Raw genomic sequence first — 18,169 nt, 5'->3', positions numbered from 1 at the left:
TCTTCCAGCATACGTAGTGCACTCAGTTTTTGTTCAATCGAATGCCGACTTCTCGCCATAAAAAAACACTCCCCAATAGATAAACAGATTTGTTATTTCATCTGTCTACCTATTGGGGAGCATATCACATCTCGTCTGCGGTTTTTTGCGTTTTCAATCTCAAAATTCGGGGATTAAGAAGAAGATGCTGATTATCGGAGGATGACGTCATGGAAATGCACAACGGGAACTTATATTGGCCGATCACTGAGTCGGAACAGATCGTCTTACAAAAACCGATCCAAAAAGAACAGTACGACGTGCTCGTCATCGGAGCCGGCATGTCCGGCACATTGACGGCTTACACGCTTTATAAGGACGGCATCGACTTCGCCGTCCTCGACAAAGGGAAAGTCGGAGCCGGAAGCACGTCGGCGAACACTGGGCTCATCCAGTATTCAAACGACATCATGTTGCATGAGCTCGCTGATCAGATCGGGGAAGTCGATGCCGTCCGCTTCTATAAATTATGTAGGGAGGCGGTCGATGCGCTCGACGAGGTCGCCGAGACCGTCGACGCAAAAGACGTCTACATCCGACGCGACAGTCTTTGCTTCGCGAGCGAGGAGGCAGATGTCTCCAAACTGAAACGTGAATATGAGATGCTCACCAAGCACGGGTTTGACGCTGAATGGCTTGATCAAACGGCACTCCAAGACCGGTTCCCATTTGATAAACCGGCCGCACTGATCACAAAAGGCGATGCTGAAGTCAACCCGCTCACGCTCAGCCGTCAAGTCGTTCGCCACCTATCGATGAACGACGTTCCGATTTTCGAGGAGACGGACGTGACGGAAGTCGTGCCTGACGGGGACGGCTGGCTCGTGTTGACGCCTGAAACAACGTTCAAGGCTAAGCATGTCATCTTCGCGACCGGTTACGGGCCGGCACCACTGCTCGACACCCATCGCATCGAGCTCAACCGTTCCTACGCCATCGCGACGAACCCAATCAAGGATTTCAAAGATTGGGACGGGCAGGCACTCATTTGGGAGACGAAACGTCCTTACCTCTACTTGCGGACGACGGTCGATGGCCGGATCATCGCCGGTGGCCTCGACGAAGAAAAGCCGGAAACGCCTCATAGTGAGGCGCTCATCCGTAATCGGGCCGAGCGGATTCGCCAAGAAGTAGCGGCGCTGTTCCCAATGTACGATTTGACAGTCGAATACGCTTGGGCAGCTCTGTTCGGTGAATCGATCGACCACCTGCCCTTCATCGGGGAACACCCGGACCGGAAAAACCTGTTCTACCTGCTCGGGTATGGCGGCAACGGTACGGTTTACAGCATGTTAGGTTCTAAAATCTTGAGTGATTTAGTGCGCGGCATCGACAATTCGGATGCCCGGCTCGTACGATTAGATCGGACGCGTTAATCCCCTGGCGATCAGGGGATTTTTTCATACATAAGATCGGAAGTGATAACCATGAAATCGAAACGAAAACCGAAGTGGGTATATCGTCTGAGACGAGCGCTGCTGCTCGTCCCGGCCATCGCGTTCACCGTTTACGTGTGGCCGAATGACCCGCCGAAACAGAAAGACAAAACCGAGCAGATGTCTCAGCACGAAGCAGCTTATACGATTGAAGCGAGCAAACCGATACATGAAGATGACGCGGTCCGCTATGAATACGATGTCGTCGTCCACGGACGTCCTGACGTCGAGACGCTCCAGTCCATCAGCCATGACGTCATGAGTGAGGTGACCGAACGAGACACGTTCCAAGCCGCATTGATCCGTTTCTATGATCACGAGGCGTATATTGGCACGGACTCTCCCCTCGGTCAGGCCGTCTACGCGCCAGGAGGCGACTGGTCGCTCGCCGAGACGGTCGAGGCCGGTGACTACGACGACATGGTGTTCGGTTGGCAGCTTCGCGAGAAGGAATGGACCGGCCAACTATCTGAAGGCGAGGTACGTGTCTGGGAAGAGTGGAACAAGATTTACGAGGCGAAACAATCCAACGACCCTGATTTGAAAGCAAAAGTGACCCGGACCATCTCGACGAAATACGATCTCGAGCCTGAAAAAGTGCAGCATATCGTCTTGAAACAGAGCGTTTGGGCAGCGTTGTGACACCTTTCGTTCACTGAACAAGCAGGACTTCCCTCCCCCAACGGCTAACTGTATGGGGCAGGGATTTTTTGCTGAATCGTGCTCCAGAAAGGACGACACCTTATGAGACGCTCCGTTATCGTCTTGGTTTTATTGCTCCTGATCAACATTAGTATTTCACCCGAAAACGTCGAAGCTGCGACACCAGCCCCATATCAAGTAAGCGTCTCCGCTGGCACCATACTTTATCAATTTTCAGGCAAGACACTCATCCCGAAGACGACGCTAAAAAGCACGAAAATATTTCGAGCCGTCACGACATCGGGTGCCTACTATCGCCTCGTTGACGGAAGAACGACCTGGTACGTAAGGAAGCAAGATGGACGACTGATTTCGACGAACCTATCGTTAACCGCGATTGCGGACTCGGCAAACACACGGCTTATTCACGAATACATGAGGACGCTGACGCGCGGACACATCCCCTACTATTACGACGAGCTGAAAGACTCGACTGCCATCGCCCGAGCCGACGCCGCCATAAAGGGGAATTGGTATATCCCATCACCACCCTATCAGTTGCGCGTCCCAAATATTGATACATATCGATTCGACAAGTACGTCCCAAACGTCGATTCAAACTCATTCAAGTTTCAAATCCACTATTTCACGACACTTAACCAACTGACGCAAGCTTACGCCGCCACCGGACAAGATGAGTATCTCCGTTACGGGAAGCGAATCATCTCGAGCTGGACGAAGCAATATCCGATTTCTGCCTATACGCGCCACCCATGGCCTTACCATGACCACGGTACCGCGATCCGTACGTTCCATTTGCTCAATTTTTGGAACGTATTCCGGACATCACGCGTCAATACTGACCCAGCGTTCTCACAACTGTTTGCGAAAACACTTTATGAACACGCGACGCTCTTGGCGAAGACGAGCTTTTATAAACCGAATAACAACCACGGTATCTTTCAAGACATGGCGCTCTCGGCCGTTGCCGAGACGCATCGATCCTTTGACCGCTCTGCGGCTTGGCGAGGGCTCGCCACAACCCGCCTGACGAGACAACTGAACCATAGTTTAAGTGCGGACGGCGTCCATCTCGAACACTCACCCTACTATCAAATCTATCTATATGACACACTCGCCCGCTTCAATGATTGGGCGTCGGCAAATCGTTTTGAGCTGTCGAGTCGAATGCGTGACGTGAAAGACATGCCGGTGGCGCTCACGTATATGCTCAAACCGAACGGCACGTTGCCGATGTTCGGCGACACACCGTCCATCACCCACCGGACGAACGCCATCCCTTACATTGAACGGTATCCCCACCTCCTCTATGCGATGACGGGAGGCAAGGCCGGAGTGCAGCCTACGGTCAAGGCAGGCCGACTGTCCAACCAATACGCATTCTTCAGGCAACATTGGGGAGGACGCTCCGGACCGTTCCAAGACGCCGTCCAAGTGACGATGACGGCTGGTTACCATAGCAACATCCATAAACATGCTGACGACCTGTCCATCGACTTGTACGGTTACGGCCGCGATTTCCTAGTCGAGAGCGGACGTTATGCGTACACGAAGCGTCCTGAACGGAACGTCGTGCTCCAAGCCGCTGCTCACAATACGGTTCACGTTGCCGGGCAAAGCTTCCGATTGATCCCGAGCAACTTGCGACGAAGCCAGATCACGTCGGTCGGGACCTCCTCGATTCAGTGGACGGCTTCCGGGACGAGCCAATTGATCGGGAACGGCATGTCGCACACTCGGCGTCTCGCCTATGACCGTGACGGGACGGTGCTCGTCTATGACCGGGTCACGAGTCCGGTGACCGAATCGTTCGTCCAGCGGTTCCATCTCGGTGTCGGATTGCACCGGGTGGCGAGTGGCAGTCGATACGCTTACTTCAAAGACGCGGCTGGCCGCTCGCTCCATCTCCTGCAACTTGAGGTCGGCTCGATTCCAAAACTCGCCGTCGGGTCGAGCCACGTCTCGTACCGCGATTACGATTGGCAACAACGGAATCAAGTCGCGACAACGAAGCGCGGGAAAGGTGTGACGTACTTGACACTCCTTCACATCGGGGAAAAACCGACGAAAATCAGTTCCTACAAGATGGAGACGACCTCCCGCCACTATATCGTCCGATACACCTTATCAGATGGAACGACGAAGACGTTGTCGATGCTGCGCTAACCGACCCCCATTTTAAAATGGGGGTTTCTTCTCGTAGCGTTAGGGAAAAACCGTAAAGTAGGTCAATCACGGCTTACGTCGGGAGAGCATATACTTATGGGGAGGCAACATGATGGGGAATAAAAAAGAAGAACAGTTGAAACAACATACGATCGACAATGAACAAACAGCAGGACTGACGACGAACCAAGGACTGAAGATGGCGGAGGATGAGTTCTCGCTCAAAGCGGGGCTTCGGGGACCGACGCTCATCGAAGATTTCCACTTCCGTGAAAAAATGACGCACTTTGACCATGAACGGATTCCTGAACGAATCGTTCACGCGCGCGGCGTCGGTGCCCACGGAGAATTTCAAGTATACGAGTCACTTGCCGACTATACGAAAGCGGATTTCCTGAACGATCCTGCGAAAGTGACGCCTGTCTTCGTCCGCTTCTCGACGGTTCAAGGTTCGCGTGGGTCCGGCGACACGGTCCGTGACGTCCGTGGATTTGCGACGAAGTTTTATACGGACGAAGGCAACTATGACCTCGTCGGAAACAATATGCCGGTCTTCTTCATCCAAGACGCCATCAAATTCCCGGACCTCGTCCACGCGGTGAAACCTGAACCGCACACGGAAGTCCCGCAAGGCGGGAGTGCCCACGACACGTTCTGGGATTTCGTCGGCCAAAACCATGAGGCGGCTCACCACGTGATGTGGGCGATGAGCGACCGCGGCATCCCGCGCAGCCTGCGCATGATGGAAGGGTTCGGCGTTCACACGTTCCGACTCGTCAACAAGGAAGGGAAAGCCCATTTCGTCAAGTTCCATTGGAAACCGAAGCTCGGTGTCCACTCGCAAGTGTGGGACGAGGCGCAAAAGGCCGTCGGGAAAAACGCCGACTTCCACCGCGTCGACTTGTATGAGGCGATCGATAAAGGCGACTACCCGGAATGGGAACTCGGACTGCAGATGATCCCAGTCGAAGACGAGTTCAAGTTCGACTTCGATATCCTCGATCCGACCAAACTGTGGCCGGAAGAAGAGATCCCGGTCAAACTTGTCGGGAAGATGACGCTCAACCGGAACGTCGATAACTTCTTCGCCGAGACCGAACAGGTCGCATTCCATCCAGGGCACATCGTTCCCGGCATCGACTTCTCGAACGACCCGCTCCTGCAAGGGCGCTTGTTCTCATACACAGATACACAGCTATCACGTCTCGGCGGACCGAACTTCCATCAGATCCCGATCAACAAACCGGTCTGTCCGTTCCATAACAATCAACGCGACGGCATGCATCAAATGTCGGTCCATAAAGGCCAGACGAGCTACCATAAAAACGCGCTCAACAACAATCAGCCGGCACCTGTGCCGGTCGACCAAGGTGGATTTGAGCATTACCAAGAGAAAGTCGATGGTCACAAAGTCCGTGGCCGCAGCGACAGCTTCCTCGACTTCTACTCACAAGCCAAAATGTTCTACAACAGCATGACCCCGGTCGAAAAGCAGCACATTCAAGACGCCTACAGTTTCGAGCTCGGCAAGTGTGAATCAGACATGGTGAAAGAAAATGCCGTCGACTTGTTGAACCGGATCGACCGTCACCTCGCCTCGGTCGTCGCCGACAACTTAGGCGTCGCACTGCCTGCCGAGAACAACGAAGTCGTCTCGGACAAAACATCGCCTGCCCTCAGCATGGCGGACACGATCTCGAAACCGGATACGAAGAGCGTCGCCGTCCTTCTCGCCGGTGATGTCGATGCCGTGCAAGTGAAGGCGTGGGTCCAAGCGCTCGCCGACAAAAAAGTGAACTATAGCCTCGTCGGGAAGAAATCGTACACGCTCGGTGACCTGAAAGTGAAAGAGACGTACGATACGGTCGACTCGAGCCTGTTCGACGCCGCTTTCCTCGTCAGCGCCGCGAGTTCGGTCGAAGACGACGTCCTCGAGTTTATCGAGAACACGTATAAACACTTCAAGCCGCTCGCTTTGCACTTACACGATGATTCAGTGCTCAATCAGTGCCGCGTCAAGACGGACCAACCTGGCGTCTACACGTTCAAACAGCACAGTCTCGACGGATTCGACACGTTCATCGACGGGATTGCCAAAGCCCGGTTCTGGGACCGCGCTTGACGATTCACGAACAGAAGGACTCAACTCGGTATTTTCGAGTCGAGTCCTTTTTTGTCCACCCTTCTTTTCCACGCCTGCAAACGTTATACTAGGTGGGGTATAAGTTGATGGAGGAGGAATCGTGTCATGCGAAATAAGATTGATTCATATGTGACTGACACCGAGCAACAACGCCGTCTGTATAAACGGACGTTGTTCGTCGTCGTGCTGTCTCAAATTTTCGGGGGTGCCGGCCTCGCCGCAGGCATAACCGTCGGGGCGCTCCTCGCCCGCGACCTGCTCGGGACCGATGCGTATGCGGGTGTCCCGACGGCGCTGTTCACGCTCGGCTCTGCCGGCGCCGCGTTTCTGATCGGGATGATATCGCAACGGGTCGGACGCCGGTTCGGACTCGCGACCGGGTTCTTGACGGGATCCCTCGGTGCGTTCGGTGTCATCTTTGCCGCCGCGTTCGAGAGCGTACCGCTCTTGTTCGTGTCGCTCCTTATTTACGGGGCCGGGACGGCGAGTAACCTCCAGGCCCGTTACGCCGGAACGGATTTGGCGAATGCGACCGAACGGGCGACCGCGGTCAGTATCGCCATGGTATCGACGACGTTCGGTGCCGTCGCCGGACCGAACTTGGTCGAACCGATGGGGCGGGTTGCTGACGCCATCGGCATCCCGACGCTTTCTGGTCCGTTTTTACTCGCGGGAGCCGCCTACTTCGTGGCCGGTCTCATCTTGATCGTGTTTTTGAACCCTGACCCGCTCCTCGTCGCCCGAGCCATCGAATCGAAACGGAAACAATCGACAGACGCGACGCAACGTCAACCCGAAGAAGTCCACTCTCGTCTTGGCGTGTACGTCGGTGCTTTCGTCATGGTGCTCAGCCAAATCGTCATGGTCGCCATCATGACGATGACACCTGTCCACATGCGGCAGCACGGCCATGAACTGAGCGCGGTCGGTCTCGTCATCGGCTTCCATATCGGCGCGATGTATTTACCCTCGCTCGTGACCGGCGTGCTCGTCGACAAAGTCGGCCGTGAAATCATGGCCATCGCTTCCGGGGTGACGTTATTCTTCGCAGGCGTCGTCGCGGCGTTCGCACCGGCCGACTCGCTGTTCTTGTTGATCGTCGGCCTCGTCTTGCTCGGTGTCGGTTGGAACTTTGGTCTCATCAGTGGGACGGCCATCTTGGTCGATGCGACGACACCCGAGACGAGAGCGAAGACGCAAGGATCGGTCGACGTCTGGATCGCCTTGTCCGGCGCCTCGGGCGGCATGCTGTCCGGTATCATCGCCTCCCAGTCGAGCTATTTGACGCTATCACTGCTCGGTGGGATCGTTTCACTCGTTCTCGTACCGATCGTCCTCTGGTACCGCCGCCACTTGATCTAATGAAAAACCGATCCGCTCACGCGAATCGGTTTTTCATGCACAATGCGTCGTCTCTGACAAGCTCTCATCAATTTGCTATACTCCTTTAGTTATGTTTACTAACTATTTAGGTTCAAACAAATAAGGAGGCGTCATCGCCGATGCAATTGACCGCACAAAAATTATGGACGAAAGACTTCCTCATCATCTCGCTCGTCAACTTCTTCTTGACGCTCATCTTTTTCTTGCTCATGGTAACGATCGGTGTCCACGCCGTTGCGACGTACGGCGCGACGACAAGTGAGGCCGGTCTCGTGACCGGGATCTTCATCATCGGTACGCTCGTCGGCCGGCTGTTCATCGGACGATTGATCGATTCAATCGGACGGCGCAAGACGCTGTTGATCGGGCTGACCTTCTTCACGGCCACAATCCTGCTCTATTTCGTCGACCTCGGCGTCGGCTTCCTACTGTTCACCCGCTTCGTGCACGGTCTCGGCATGGGTTTATCGAGCACAGCGACCGGCACGATCGTCGCCCAGATCATTCCCGGAGCGAGGAAAGGTGAAGGTATCGGGTACTACAGCATGAGCTCGACGCTCGCCACCGCCATCGGCCCGTTCGTCGGCTTGCTGATGAGCCAATATACGAGTTTCTCGACCATCTTTATCGCTTGTCTCGTCGTCGGCGTCGTCAGTTTAGTGAGCGCCTTGTTCGTCACCGTTCCCGAGGCCGACAATCCGGAAATCGTTCGCGGATTGTCACTTAAGGCGTTCGTCGAGCCGAAGGCGTTACCGATCGCGCTCATCATCGTGATCGCCGCGCTCAGTTTTTCGAGCGTCTTGTCTTACATCAACTTTTACGCGACCGAACTCGACCTCGTCGAAGCGGCGAGCGTCTTCTTCCTCGTCTATTCGATTTCCGTCCTGTTGTCGCGCCCGATCACGGGACGGCTCATGGACGCGCGTGGCGCCAACGTCGTCATGTATCCGGCCATCTTCATCTTCGCGGTCGGGCTGCTCGTCCTTAGCCAAGCGACGAGCGCTTTGGGCCTTTTACTCGCCGGCGCGTTGATCGGGCTCGGCTTCGGCAATATTCAGTCCGGTACACAGGCCATCGCCGTCAAGGCGGCCTCACCTGGACGGATGGGGATGGCGACGTCGACGTTCTTCATCGCCCTCGACGCCGGGCTCGGCTTCGGTCCCTACTTCATCGGGCTACTCATCCCGCTGACCGGTTTCTCTACCATCTATCTGTTGCTCGCCGGGGTCGTCGCCTTCACGATTTTCTTGTATTACGTGATGAACGGCCGTCAAGAACGGGACCGTCTCAAACAAGCTGCCTGACAGGACTTTCACAGTCCTGTCTTTTTTGGAATGTTCACACATCTTTTTATGAATGTTGTAATATAAGAATGACGTGTCAAAAATTCGACTGAAATGAGGGACATTATGCGCGCCGACCAGACGATCCAACACCATTCTTCCATCCTGCTCCAGACGTTCGACAAAATCTCGGATTTTGTGTTCTTCATGGAAGTGGACGGTTCGACCTATCGCTATGTATTTGTGAACGAGCCGGGGAAGCAGGCCATCGGTTGGACAGACGCTGACGTCGGAAAGTGTGTCGGCGACATGGTTCCGGCCGAGACGGCCGCACTCATCACCCACCATTATGACGAGGCGATTCGCGCACGAAAGAGCATCGTCTATGAAGACTGCCGCCTCGCTGATTCGTTCTACTCAGAAACACTCGAGTACCAAGATGTGATCTTGTTGCCGCTTCATTATTTCGAGTCGGAAGTGACGCCGGTATTTGACGAATCCGGTGCCTGCACCCACGTCATCTCGGTCGTTCGGGAAGTGACGGAGCGGAAACGGCGTGAGCTCGAGCTATCGATTTTACGTGACCAGCATGAGTCGTTGCGCCGCTACTCGCCCCACGGCATTTTCGTGCTCGACCCCGAACTTCGGGTCAAGTCGATCAATCCTGCCGTCACAAACATCACCGGCTATTGCGAGGCCAACTTCATCAACCGTTCGTTCCTCGACTGGCTGCCGGACTCGGAACAACCGCTCGTCCGCGAGGGACTCCAGTTCGCCTTATCCGGAAAGCCCCACAAGTACGGGGTCACGGCGCATGATAAGACGGGTGAAGCGCTCGACCTCGCCGTCTTGAACATCCCGATCGAGATCGGCGGCAACATCACCGGCCTGTTCGCCATCATCATCGATCATACGCCGGAGAAGACCGCCGAACGAGCTTTACAAGAGAGCGAGCGACGCTATCGCCAGCTCATCGAGACGATTCCAGAAGGGATCATCGTCCATAAAGACGGCCTAATTTTATATGCGAACGCCGTGGCGTTAGAGACGATCGGGGAGACGTATATCGAGAGCGAATCCATCTTTACATATATCGCTGCCGAATACCATGAGGTGACGAGGACACGCCTTTCTGCCTTGCAGCTCGGTGATCCTGTCCAAGACACGGAAATCGTCCTTGTCACGCCGGCCGGTCAGCACTTACACGTAGATATCGGCAGTCTATTGATTGATTATGAAGGGGCGACCGCCGTGATGACCGTCCTGCGTGATGTGACCGAGAAACGAGAGATGGAACGGGCGTTACGCCAAAGTGAGACGCAGTACCGACTGATCACGGAAAACATGAGCGACCTCGTCTGCATCCTCGAGCGCGACGGCCGTGTCCGCTACGCCTCGCCGTCCCACCAGAGCGTCCTCGGCTATGCGCCTTCGGTTTACGAAGGCAAGAATACGCTCGACTTCATCCACCCGGAAGACGTCACGCCGACGAGACAACAGCTCAAAGCGATGACGGCCGGCAGTGAGCCGCTCACTCTCGAGTTTCGTCACCTCCACCACGATGGCAGATGGATTTGGCTCGAGACGAAGATTCAGGCTATCTATGAAGAAGCGACGTTGCTGCACTATTTAACGGTCACCCGTGAGATCATGCAACGTAAAGTACTCGAGAAACAACTGAAACACTTAGCTTACCACGATACGCTGACCGAGCTCCCGAACCGCCGTTACTTCTTGGCTTACTTAGAAGAGGCACTCTCGAGGGTCGAAGAGGACGGCGAGGAGCTGGCCATCCTCTCGCTCGATATCGATCATTTCAAACAGATCAACGACACGCTCGGACATGACGTCGGTGACGAGCTGCTGCGACAGTTCTCACTCCGTCTCACCCAGGCGCTACGGAAACAAGACGTGATCGCCCGCTTCGGCGGCGACGAGTTCTCTGTATTGATCCGCTATACCGATTTGTCAGCACCTGACCGGGTCGCGGACAAGCTGATTGCTTCGCTCCAGCACCCGTGGCAGATCGAAGGCCACACGTTCGTCACGACGTCGAGTGTCGGTGTCGCTCGTTACCAATCAGGCATGACAAAGAAACGATTGCTCAAGCAAGCCGATCTCGCACTTTATGAAGCCAAGTCGAACGGCCGCAACCGATATGTGATGTTTCAAGACCGCTGACTAGCGGTCTTTTTTCACGTGAAACATTAACGTAGTTAGCCTAAACACGAACATTAAGAATATAAATAACGTTATTGTATTGAAAATATACATTTTTTCGATACATCCCTTTGACTTTCATCAAAAAATGCGTTACATTACCGAATGGGCGAAGTATTTCTAGACAACTCAATTAAAATGTTCGTAAATAGGGGTGCAAACGATGGATAAAGTGTTTGATTATGAAGATATTCAATTGATTCCGGCAAAATGTGTCGTCGATAGTCGTTCGGAATGTGACGCGAGCGTCACACTCGGCGGCCTCACGTTCCGCCTTCCGGTCGTTCCGGCAAATATGCAGACGATCATCGATGAGAACGTGGCGCTCTCGCTCGCTGAGAACGGCTATTTCTACATCATGCATCGGTTCAATCCGGAAACGCGGCTACGGTTCATCGAAGACATGCACGGACGTGGCCTGTACGCGTCAATCAGTGTCGGTGTGAAAGAAGACGAGTATCGGTTCGTCGAACAGCTCGCCGAAGCGGGACATACACCAGAATTCATCACAATCGATATCGCACACGGCCATTCGAACGCGGTCATCCGGATGATCCAACACATCAAACAGCATCTTCCGAGCTCGTTCGTCATCGCCGGGAACGTCGGGACACCGGAAGCGGTCCGTGAGCTCGAGCATGCCGGGGCGGACGCGACGAAAGTCGGCATCGGACCGGGCAAAGTGTGCATCACGAAAATCAAGACCGGCTTCGGGACAGGCGGTTGGCAACTCGCCGCGCTCCGCTGGTGTGCCAAGGCGGCGACGAAACCGATCATCGCGGATGGGGGCATCCGCACGCACGGCGACATCGCCAAATCGGTCCGCTTCGGGGCGTCGATGGTCATGATCGGCTCACTGTTCGCCGGTCACGACGAGTCTCCGGGGGAGACGTTCGAGCAGGACGGGAAACTGCTCAAAGAATACTTCGGGTCGGCTTCTGAATTCCAAAAAGGGGAACGGAAAAACGTCGAAGGCAAGAAAGTGTTCGTCGAGCACAAAGGGGCGCTTCAAGACACGTTGACCGAGATGGAGCAAGACCTCCAGTCGGCCATCTCATACTCGGGTGGGAACAATCTCGACGCGTTACGTACCGTCGATTACGTCATGGTGAAAAACTCAATCTTTAACGGGGATAAAGTATACTAAAAAAAGCGGCTCGCGTGAGCCGCTTTTTTTATGGATGAATCAACCGTTTCGTCATCATGTAGTAATCAGAACCAGGCGGGTAATCATAGAGGACACCGGCCACATCATAACCGAAGCGTCCATAAAACGTTTTCGCCTGGAATGAGAACGTCGTCAGTTTCACTTGTCTTGCTCCAAGTCCCCTTCCGCGACCTGCAATCGGCTCGTCAACAATTGTTGAAACACCTTATCCTCATCGTGAATCCGTTTAATCTCCATCACGTCTCACCGTTCGATCCATTCACGAAGAAGGTGATCAGCTCTTGCTCCTCTTCGTCAACCTCTCGACCAGTAATCTGTTCATACTGAGACGTGATCGCATCTCTATTTCCAGGGGAATCGAGAGAAATCTGGGCTAAACGTCGAAGCATATCACGGTCTTTCTCATATTCCGCTCGCGTCGCTACGTGCCCGTGCGACCAGACGTACGCCTCAGCCTCGAACGTGTCGAGGACGCTCAATAACCGTAACGTCTCGACTGCGGTCATCCTCCAAGATGAGGCATAGAGGTTCGCATAGAGCGCGTCCCCTAGAAATAGCACTTTCTCTTCTGGCACGTAAGCCACAACCGCGTCGGCAGCATGATCCCCACCGACGTGTTTCAACAAGACGTGGACCCCACCAAGGTCGAGCGTTACTGTATCATCGAACGTCACGGTCGGTAAAACGACCTGCATCGAACGAACGTCTCCAAACTCGAGCCGAATCGCATCGGCGCAAAACGCGATTTCGATTCCGCTCTCGACGCGTTCGTCGAGCGAGTCGTCATCCCATTTGTACGGCATCATTCGTTCGATACGCGCTTTCGTCGCCACACTCGAAATCGATACCGCATCTCGTAACGCGGACAGACCGAAAATATGATCCCAGTGCCAATGTGTCAAAGCGACGAGCGAAGGACGCTCGATTCCCCGCTCGGCCAAGGCGTCCAAAAACAAGTTGGCGTGAGCCTCCGAGTTCCCTGCATCAATCATGAGCGTATGCCGATCTCCGACGACTGCGCCGATGATTGGCCGGTCGGTCTCAGCGACTGGCGTCATGTACCAAAAGCAGTCCGAATAACGCTCTAGCGTTTGCATCGTCATCGTCCTCCTTTCTCGGTCAGTGTTTTAAGGATATCAAAAGATCTTCGATCATCATTTACAATTCGAATCGTCCGCGACGGCAATTGGTTGAGCAAGTTCAATTCCCGATGTTGCCGTTCAAGCAAAATCTCAATCGTCCCTTCAATATTGGATAATTCGCGATTGGTCCCGTATGTCTGTGACGTATAATAGTCAACAAATCCTTGCTTCCATTGTTCCGATCGCTCCGCAAAAACATTACTAAAGACGGTAGGAACGTCTTCCGTTTCTAAATAAATCACTGTCGGTTCAAGCGGTTTGATCAAATCCGCCACTTTCATGATATAGCTTTCTATTTGTTCATTCGATACGTCTTGCGCTACCATCCCGATGGTGAAAGGATTTTGAAGCAACACACATTCAAATATATATGATGTATCGTGTTGCTGTGCCAGCTCGACAAATCGTTTCCAACGCCCGAGCATGAGCGTGACGTGTTGTTCGAACGGCAACTCGTACACGTCCGTGCCCAGCACTTCTTCCTCAGAACCGAAGCGTACGAACACTCCACCATCATCTTGATCGATGACCTCACCATTCGCATAGTCAAACGATTTCACCCAATTGACTGCATGGACATCGACCGGATGACTTTCGTCTGACTCGGAATAAAACTTAGCCCTCGGAATAGCTACAGCAAGCCTTTCAGCGAAAGTTGTTTTCCCACTTCCAGGCAACCCTTCAACTAACCAAAGTTTTCCCATGTGACTTCCCCCTACTTGTTCTCTTGATACGAATCGTATACGTAATAGCCGTCCCCGCCACCGTTTTTAGCGATATACATCGCCGCATCCGAGTGATGGATGAGCGTGTCGAGGGAAGACAAACTAGCGTCAGAATATGCGACACCAATACTGGCCGAGAGATGTAGCGCCAATCCGTCCCCGACCGTTATTTCCCGGGAAATAACGGTCGTTAGTTGGTCAAAAACGGCTTCTTCAAGCGATTCCGGACCTGTCTCGATGACAATCAAAAACTCATCCCCGGCAAACCGGTACGCTTTCCCTGCATGCATGTGACTGAACGATCCGATACGTTTCGCCACTTCGACGAGCACTTCATCGCCGACGAGATGACCGTGCGTATCGTTGATTCGCTTGAAATCATCCAAATCGATGAACAGGAGCGCCACCGGCCGTTTCCGATTCATCGTCTGTCTCAAGTCCGTCATGAGCGAGTGACGGTTCGGCAATTTAGTCAGCCCGTCTTTTGTGATGAGCTCGATCACTTCCTGATGTTTACGTTCTCGGCGAATCTCGTTCTCCATCCAACGGGTCACGAGTAAGATCGTGTCCGTCATCTCGTGGATTGCCACCGCATCGGCGACATCGTTTAAACTGCCCTGCTCCGCCAGGAAGACGACCCATCCGAACGTCTTGCCTTCGTTTGATAACGGCAAGCTGATCATCGATGCGAATTCGACCCCTTCGAGGACGAGCTCCGAACGTTTCAATTTTTGATGCCCGACCGTCGCCAGCGCATGAACGTGCTGCAGTCGCTCGTCCGTCCAATCGATCCAGGCATCCCCATCGGCGGACAGGACGCGCTGGCGTGATTCTGTCGAGAAGATGACGGCATGCGAATAACCGATCCACTCCCTGAGCACTTCTTGGATTCGCTTCAGCTTGTCAGCAAACGGGGCTTGGATGGCCGTCACCTCGTACAGCGACTCGAGTGTCTGTTGACGCCGCTCTTGGGCACGTGCCTGTTCGGTCAATTCAATTTCGGCCATCACCCAACGCGCAAAATCTTCAAGCGTCTGCACCGCCTCATGCTCGAACGAGCGGGGCACTCCGTCGGTGACGCAGAGCGTTCCGATGACGTGTCCGCTTCTCGTCATAAGCGGCACACCCGCATAAAAGCCGATCCCTTCGAGCAACGGATTCTCACTCAACGCCTCCGCGGTTTTGACGTCTTCGATCACGAGGGATCCCTGACCGGTCACGACGCGGTCACATAGCGTCCACTTCCGATCGATGTGGGGTGGACTTTCGAAATTAGTACCTTGGCACGATTTGATCCACTGCCGGTCCGTTGTCAGGATCGAGATGAGCGCGATCGGCATCTCGAGCGTCTTCGCGACGAGTCGGCTGATGCGATCGTACCGTTCTTCCCGCGGGGTATCTAAAATTTCGAGCCGAAGGATTGTTTTCAATCGTTCGGCCTCTGTCTCATCGAACCGTGCCGCTAACTTGGACCGGTCCGAGCCGTCTAACCGCAGCGCCTCGTATTGACAGACGATTGTCTCAAGTGCCGGCTCGAGGTTAGAGAGCGAGAGCGGCCGGCTGAAGAAATAGCCTTGCACGTCGTCGCATCCGAGCCGCTGGATTGCACGGTACTGTGCTTCCGTCTCGACACCTTCCGCCGTGACTGCTAAGTTCAGTTTTTTAGCGAGTGCGACAATCAGTTTGACGATCTCATATTCTTTTAATCCGTTGTCTTTATCGAGCTGACTAATGAACGACCGGTCGATCTTGATGCCGTCGATGTCGAACATCTTCAAATAGTTGAGTGACGAATAGCTGACGCCGAAGTCATCAATCAAGATGCGGAATCCCGCCGCCTTCAAGTAGTCGACTGTCTGGATCCCGATGAGCGGTTCCTGCATGAGCGTATGTTCCGTGATCTCGAACTCGAACTGATCAGCTGAGAGGTCATACGTTTTAAGAAGCGGGATCAGGTTGCTTTGGACGTAGTCTTGACGGAACAAGACCGGGGACAAGTTGACCGCGACACGGCGGCCGTTGAACAGCCCGGGTCGATCGCTCAAATCGCGGCAGACGCGTTCGAACACGAACTCAGTGATGTCCTCGATCAACAGTGACTGCTCCGCAATTTTGATGAATGTTTCAGGCGAAATGTTTCCGAGCACGGTGTTCTTCCAGCGGACGAGCGCCTCGAAATGGACGGCGCCATTCCGACAGTCTACTTTCGGCTGATAGACGACGCCGAGTTCGCCTGCCTTCAATCCTTTATGAAGTTCCATCTCAATCGTCATCTCGTCGATGTAATGCTGCATATAATCGTCTTTCTCATACACTTTAATCATCTGTTTACCGGCTTGCCTTGCTTCTAGCAATGCCGTCGACGCGTTCATGATCACTTGGTCGGCGTCTTCACTGCCAGAACTGATACCGAGACAGCCGGACAGGGTGAACTCGGTCTCGGCAACATGGTACGTGTAATCCGCGATTGTCGCCAGTAAACGTTCCCCATGCATGTATGCTGTCTCGATCGAGGTATGCGGCAGTACAGCGATGAAATCTTCCCCGTCGACGCGGCCGATAATCGAGCCCTTCGGCAGCAAGTCAGATAAGTGACGGGTCATCTCTTTGATTAAACGTTGCGATCGCTCCACCCCTTGGAGCGACAGGATGATCTTAAAACGGTTGATATGGAAGCGCATGACGCTCGTCGCTTCCTCACGCTCTCGTGTGGCGAACAGTTTTTCAAGCTCGAGCTTCACTTTCATCAAGTTCGGCATGCCCGTCAAATAATCGATGTTCTCGATGCTGCTGAGTAGCTTCATCTCCGCATCTTCCGACAAATCGGTCGTCAAACCGAGAACGTAGCGCACTTCTCCAGTGGCGTCCTCGAGCGGCATGAGCATGGATGAGGCGAAGCGTGCGGTGTTGGCTTCTATGTTCATCTTTGACATGAAATAGACCGGCTCACGAGACGAAACGACCACATCATAGTGCAAAATCAACTCGTTCGCGACGTCCGGCGCATACATCTCGTGCAAATAGCGACCGCTCACATCGTCCGGAAGCGACGACGCGCGCTTCCCTTGCTCACTGACACGGACGTAACGATACCCTTTCGGCGTCACTTCCATCAAAAAGACCATTCGATACAAGCGAACGAATACATCAAACAAATAATGTGGATCGGCCTTCATCTGTTGCATACTTTACCTCCATACAATCTCCATTTCTTTTAGTTTAGAACTTTTACGCTGACTTGTTCATAAAACCGTTCAAAAAAAGGGAAAGTATTTTTGGAAATAGCTAAAAAAATCGGGTATAGGTAAATGAGTTTAGATGAAAAGTGAGGTGAACCGTCATGCTCAGTCGGAACGTCTATCCACAGACGCGACCAGGGAAATGGTCCGTTGTCCTGTTGCTCGCCGTCTTTCTGCTCTTAGTCGTCTCTGCTCTCATCGTCCAGTCGGGTCAACCGTTCAACTTCGACACCTTGTTCGATAACACATGGGGTGTCGTCTTCTCGATGTCAGCCATCGCCGCTGCCCTCGGTGCGTTCGTCGTCGGTCTATACACCATCCTCCGCAACCACGAACGCTCGGTCGCCGTCTTCTTTACTGTCTCTCTCGGCGGACTCGTCGCCTTGTTCGTGCTTATGCAACTGTTCCGCTAATCTAAAACGCTCCTTCCCGATATGATATGCTCCCCAATAGGTAGACAGATGAAATAACAAATCTGTTTATCTATTGGGGAGTGTTTTTTTATGGCGAGAAGTCGGCATTCGATTGAACAAAAACTGAGTGCACTACGTATGCTGGAAGA

The 18,169-nt window shown here is 53.7% G+C and carries 13 protein-coding genes; 9 read left to right on the top strand and 4 right to left on the bottom strand.

Annotated features, from left to right (window positions below):
• The first annotated feature begins 209 nt into the window (after window positions 1-209).
• From EVJ29_RS15055 to guaC, 8 genes are all read left to right on the top strand, one after another.
• Window positions 210-1,415, top strand: a complete 1,206-nt coding sequence (locus EVJ29_RS15055) for an NAD(P)/FAD-dependent oxidoreductase (RefSeq protein ID WP_131466101.1) — start codon at window positions 210-212, stop codon at window positions 1,413-1,415.
• Window positions 1,416-1,466: 51 nt separating this feature from the next.
• Window positions 1,467-2,117, top strand: coding sequence for a hypothetical protein (locus EVJ29_RS15050; RefSeq protein WP_131466099.1), 651 nt, complete (start codon window positions 1,467-1,469; stop codon window positions 2,115-2,117).
• A 102-nt stretch (window positions 2,118-2,219) separates the two neighbouring features.
• On the top strand, window positions 2,220-4,304 hold the full coding sequence (locus EVJ29_RS15045; protein WP_131466097.1) for a heparinase II/III family protein: 2,085 nt from the start codon (window positions 2,220-2,222) through the stop codon (window positions 4,302-4,304).
• 112 nt (window positions 4,305-4,416) lie between these two features.
• Entirely contained in the window at window positions 4,417-6,426 is a 2,010-nt protein-coding gene (locus tag EVJ29_RS15040; RefSeq protein WP_131466095.1) for a catalase, read from the top strand.
• Between the two features lie 126 nt (window positions 6,427-6,552).
• On the top strand, window positions 6,553-7,809 hold the full coding sequence (locus tag EVJ29_RS15035) for an MFS transporter (protein ID WP_070328033.1): 1,257 nt from the start codon (window positions 6,553-6,555) through the stop codon (window positions 7,807-7,809).
• A 140-nt stretch (window positions 7,810-7,949) separates the two neighbouring features.
• The gene (locus EVJ29_RS15030) at window positions 7,950-9,134 is read left to right on the top strand and encodes an MFS transporter (RefSeq protein WP_070328032.1); all 1,185 of its coding nucleotides are present in this window, start codon (window positions 7,950-7,952) and stop codon (window positions 9,132-9,134) included.
• Window positions 9,135-9,227: 93 nt separating this feature from the next.
• Entirely contained in the window at window positions 9,228-11,294 is a 2,067-nt protein-coding gene (locus tag EVJ29_RS15025; RefSeq protein ID WP_236633570.1) for a PAS domain S-box protein, read from the top strand.
• A gap of 202 nt (window positions 11,295-11,496) precedes the next feature.
• Entirely contained in the window at window positions 11,497-12,480 is a 984-nt protein-coding gene (gene guaC, locus EVJ29_RS15020) for a GMP reductase (RefSeq protein ID WP_070328030.1), read from the top strand.
• Between the two features lie 28 nt (window positions 12,481-12,508).
• On the opposite strand, the gene EVJ29_RS15645 is transcribed toward guaC, so the two are convergent.
• The 4 genes from EVJ29_RS15645 to EVJ29_RS15000 form a co-directional block, all read right to left on the bottom strand.
• Window positions 12,509-12,643, bottom strand: coding sequence for a hypothetical protein (locus EVJ29_RS15645; protein ID WP_255569865.1), 135 nt, complete (start codon window positions 12,641-12,643; stop codon window positions 12,509-12,511).
• A gap of 94 nt (window positions 12,644-12,737) precedes the next feature.
• Window positions 12,738-13,598 carry an MBL fold metallo-hydrolase gene (locus tag EVJ29_RS15010; protein WP_131466093.1) on the bottom strand — a complete coding sequence of 287 codons (861 nt, stop codon included), beginning with the start codon at window positions 13,596-13,598 and terminating at the stop codon, window positions 12,738-12,740.
• Between the two features lie 2 nt (window positions 13,599-13,600).
• On the bottom strand, window positions 13,601-14,347 hold the full coding sequence (locus EVJ29_RS15005) for a hypothetical protein (RefSeq protein ID WP_131466091.1): 747 nt from the start codon (window positions 14,345-14,347) through the stop codon (window positions 13,601-13,603).
• 11 nt (window positions 14,348-14,358) lie between these two features.
• Window positions 14,359-17,553 carry an EAL domain-containing protein gene (locus EVJ29_RS15000; protein ID WP_131505316.1) on the bottom strand — a complete coding sequence of 1,065 codons (3,195 nt, stop codon included), beginning with the start codon at window positions 17,551-17,553 and terminating at the stop codon, window positions 14,359-14,361.
• Between the two features lie 155 nt (window positions 17,554-17,708).
• Between EVJ29_RS15000 and EVJ29_RS14995 the strand changes: the two genes are divergently transcribed.
• A complete protein-coding gene (locus EVJ29_RS14995) occupies window positions 17,709-18,020 on the top strand; it encodes a hypothetical protein (RefSeq protein WP_070328026.1) in 312 nt (103 codons plus the stop codon).
• Window positions 18,021-18,169 lie beyond the last annotated feature (149 nt).

It is taken from the genome of Exiguobacterium sp. SH4S7 (assembly GCF_004336795.1).
In the GTDB taxonomy this organism is placed as follows: domain Bacteria; phylum Bacillota; class Bacilli; order Exiguobacteriales; family Exiguobacteriaceae; genus Exiguobacterium; species Exiguobacterium aurantiacum_A.
The sequence above is the reverse complement of the archived record's forward strand: the minus strand, read 5'-3'. Positions and strand labels throughout refer to the sequence as shown.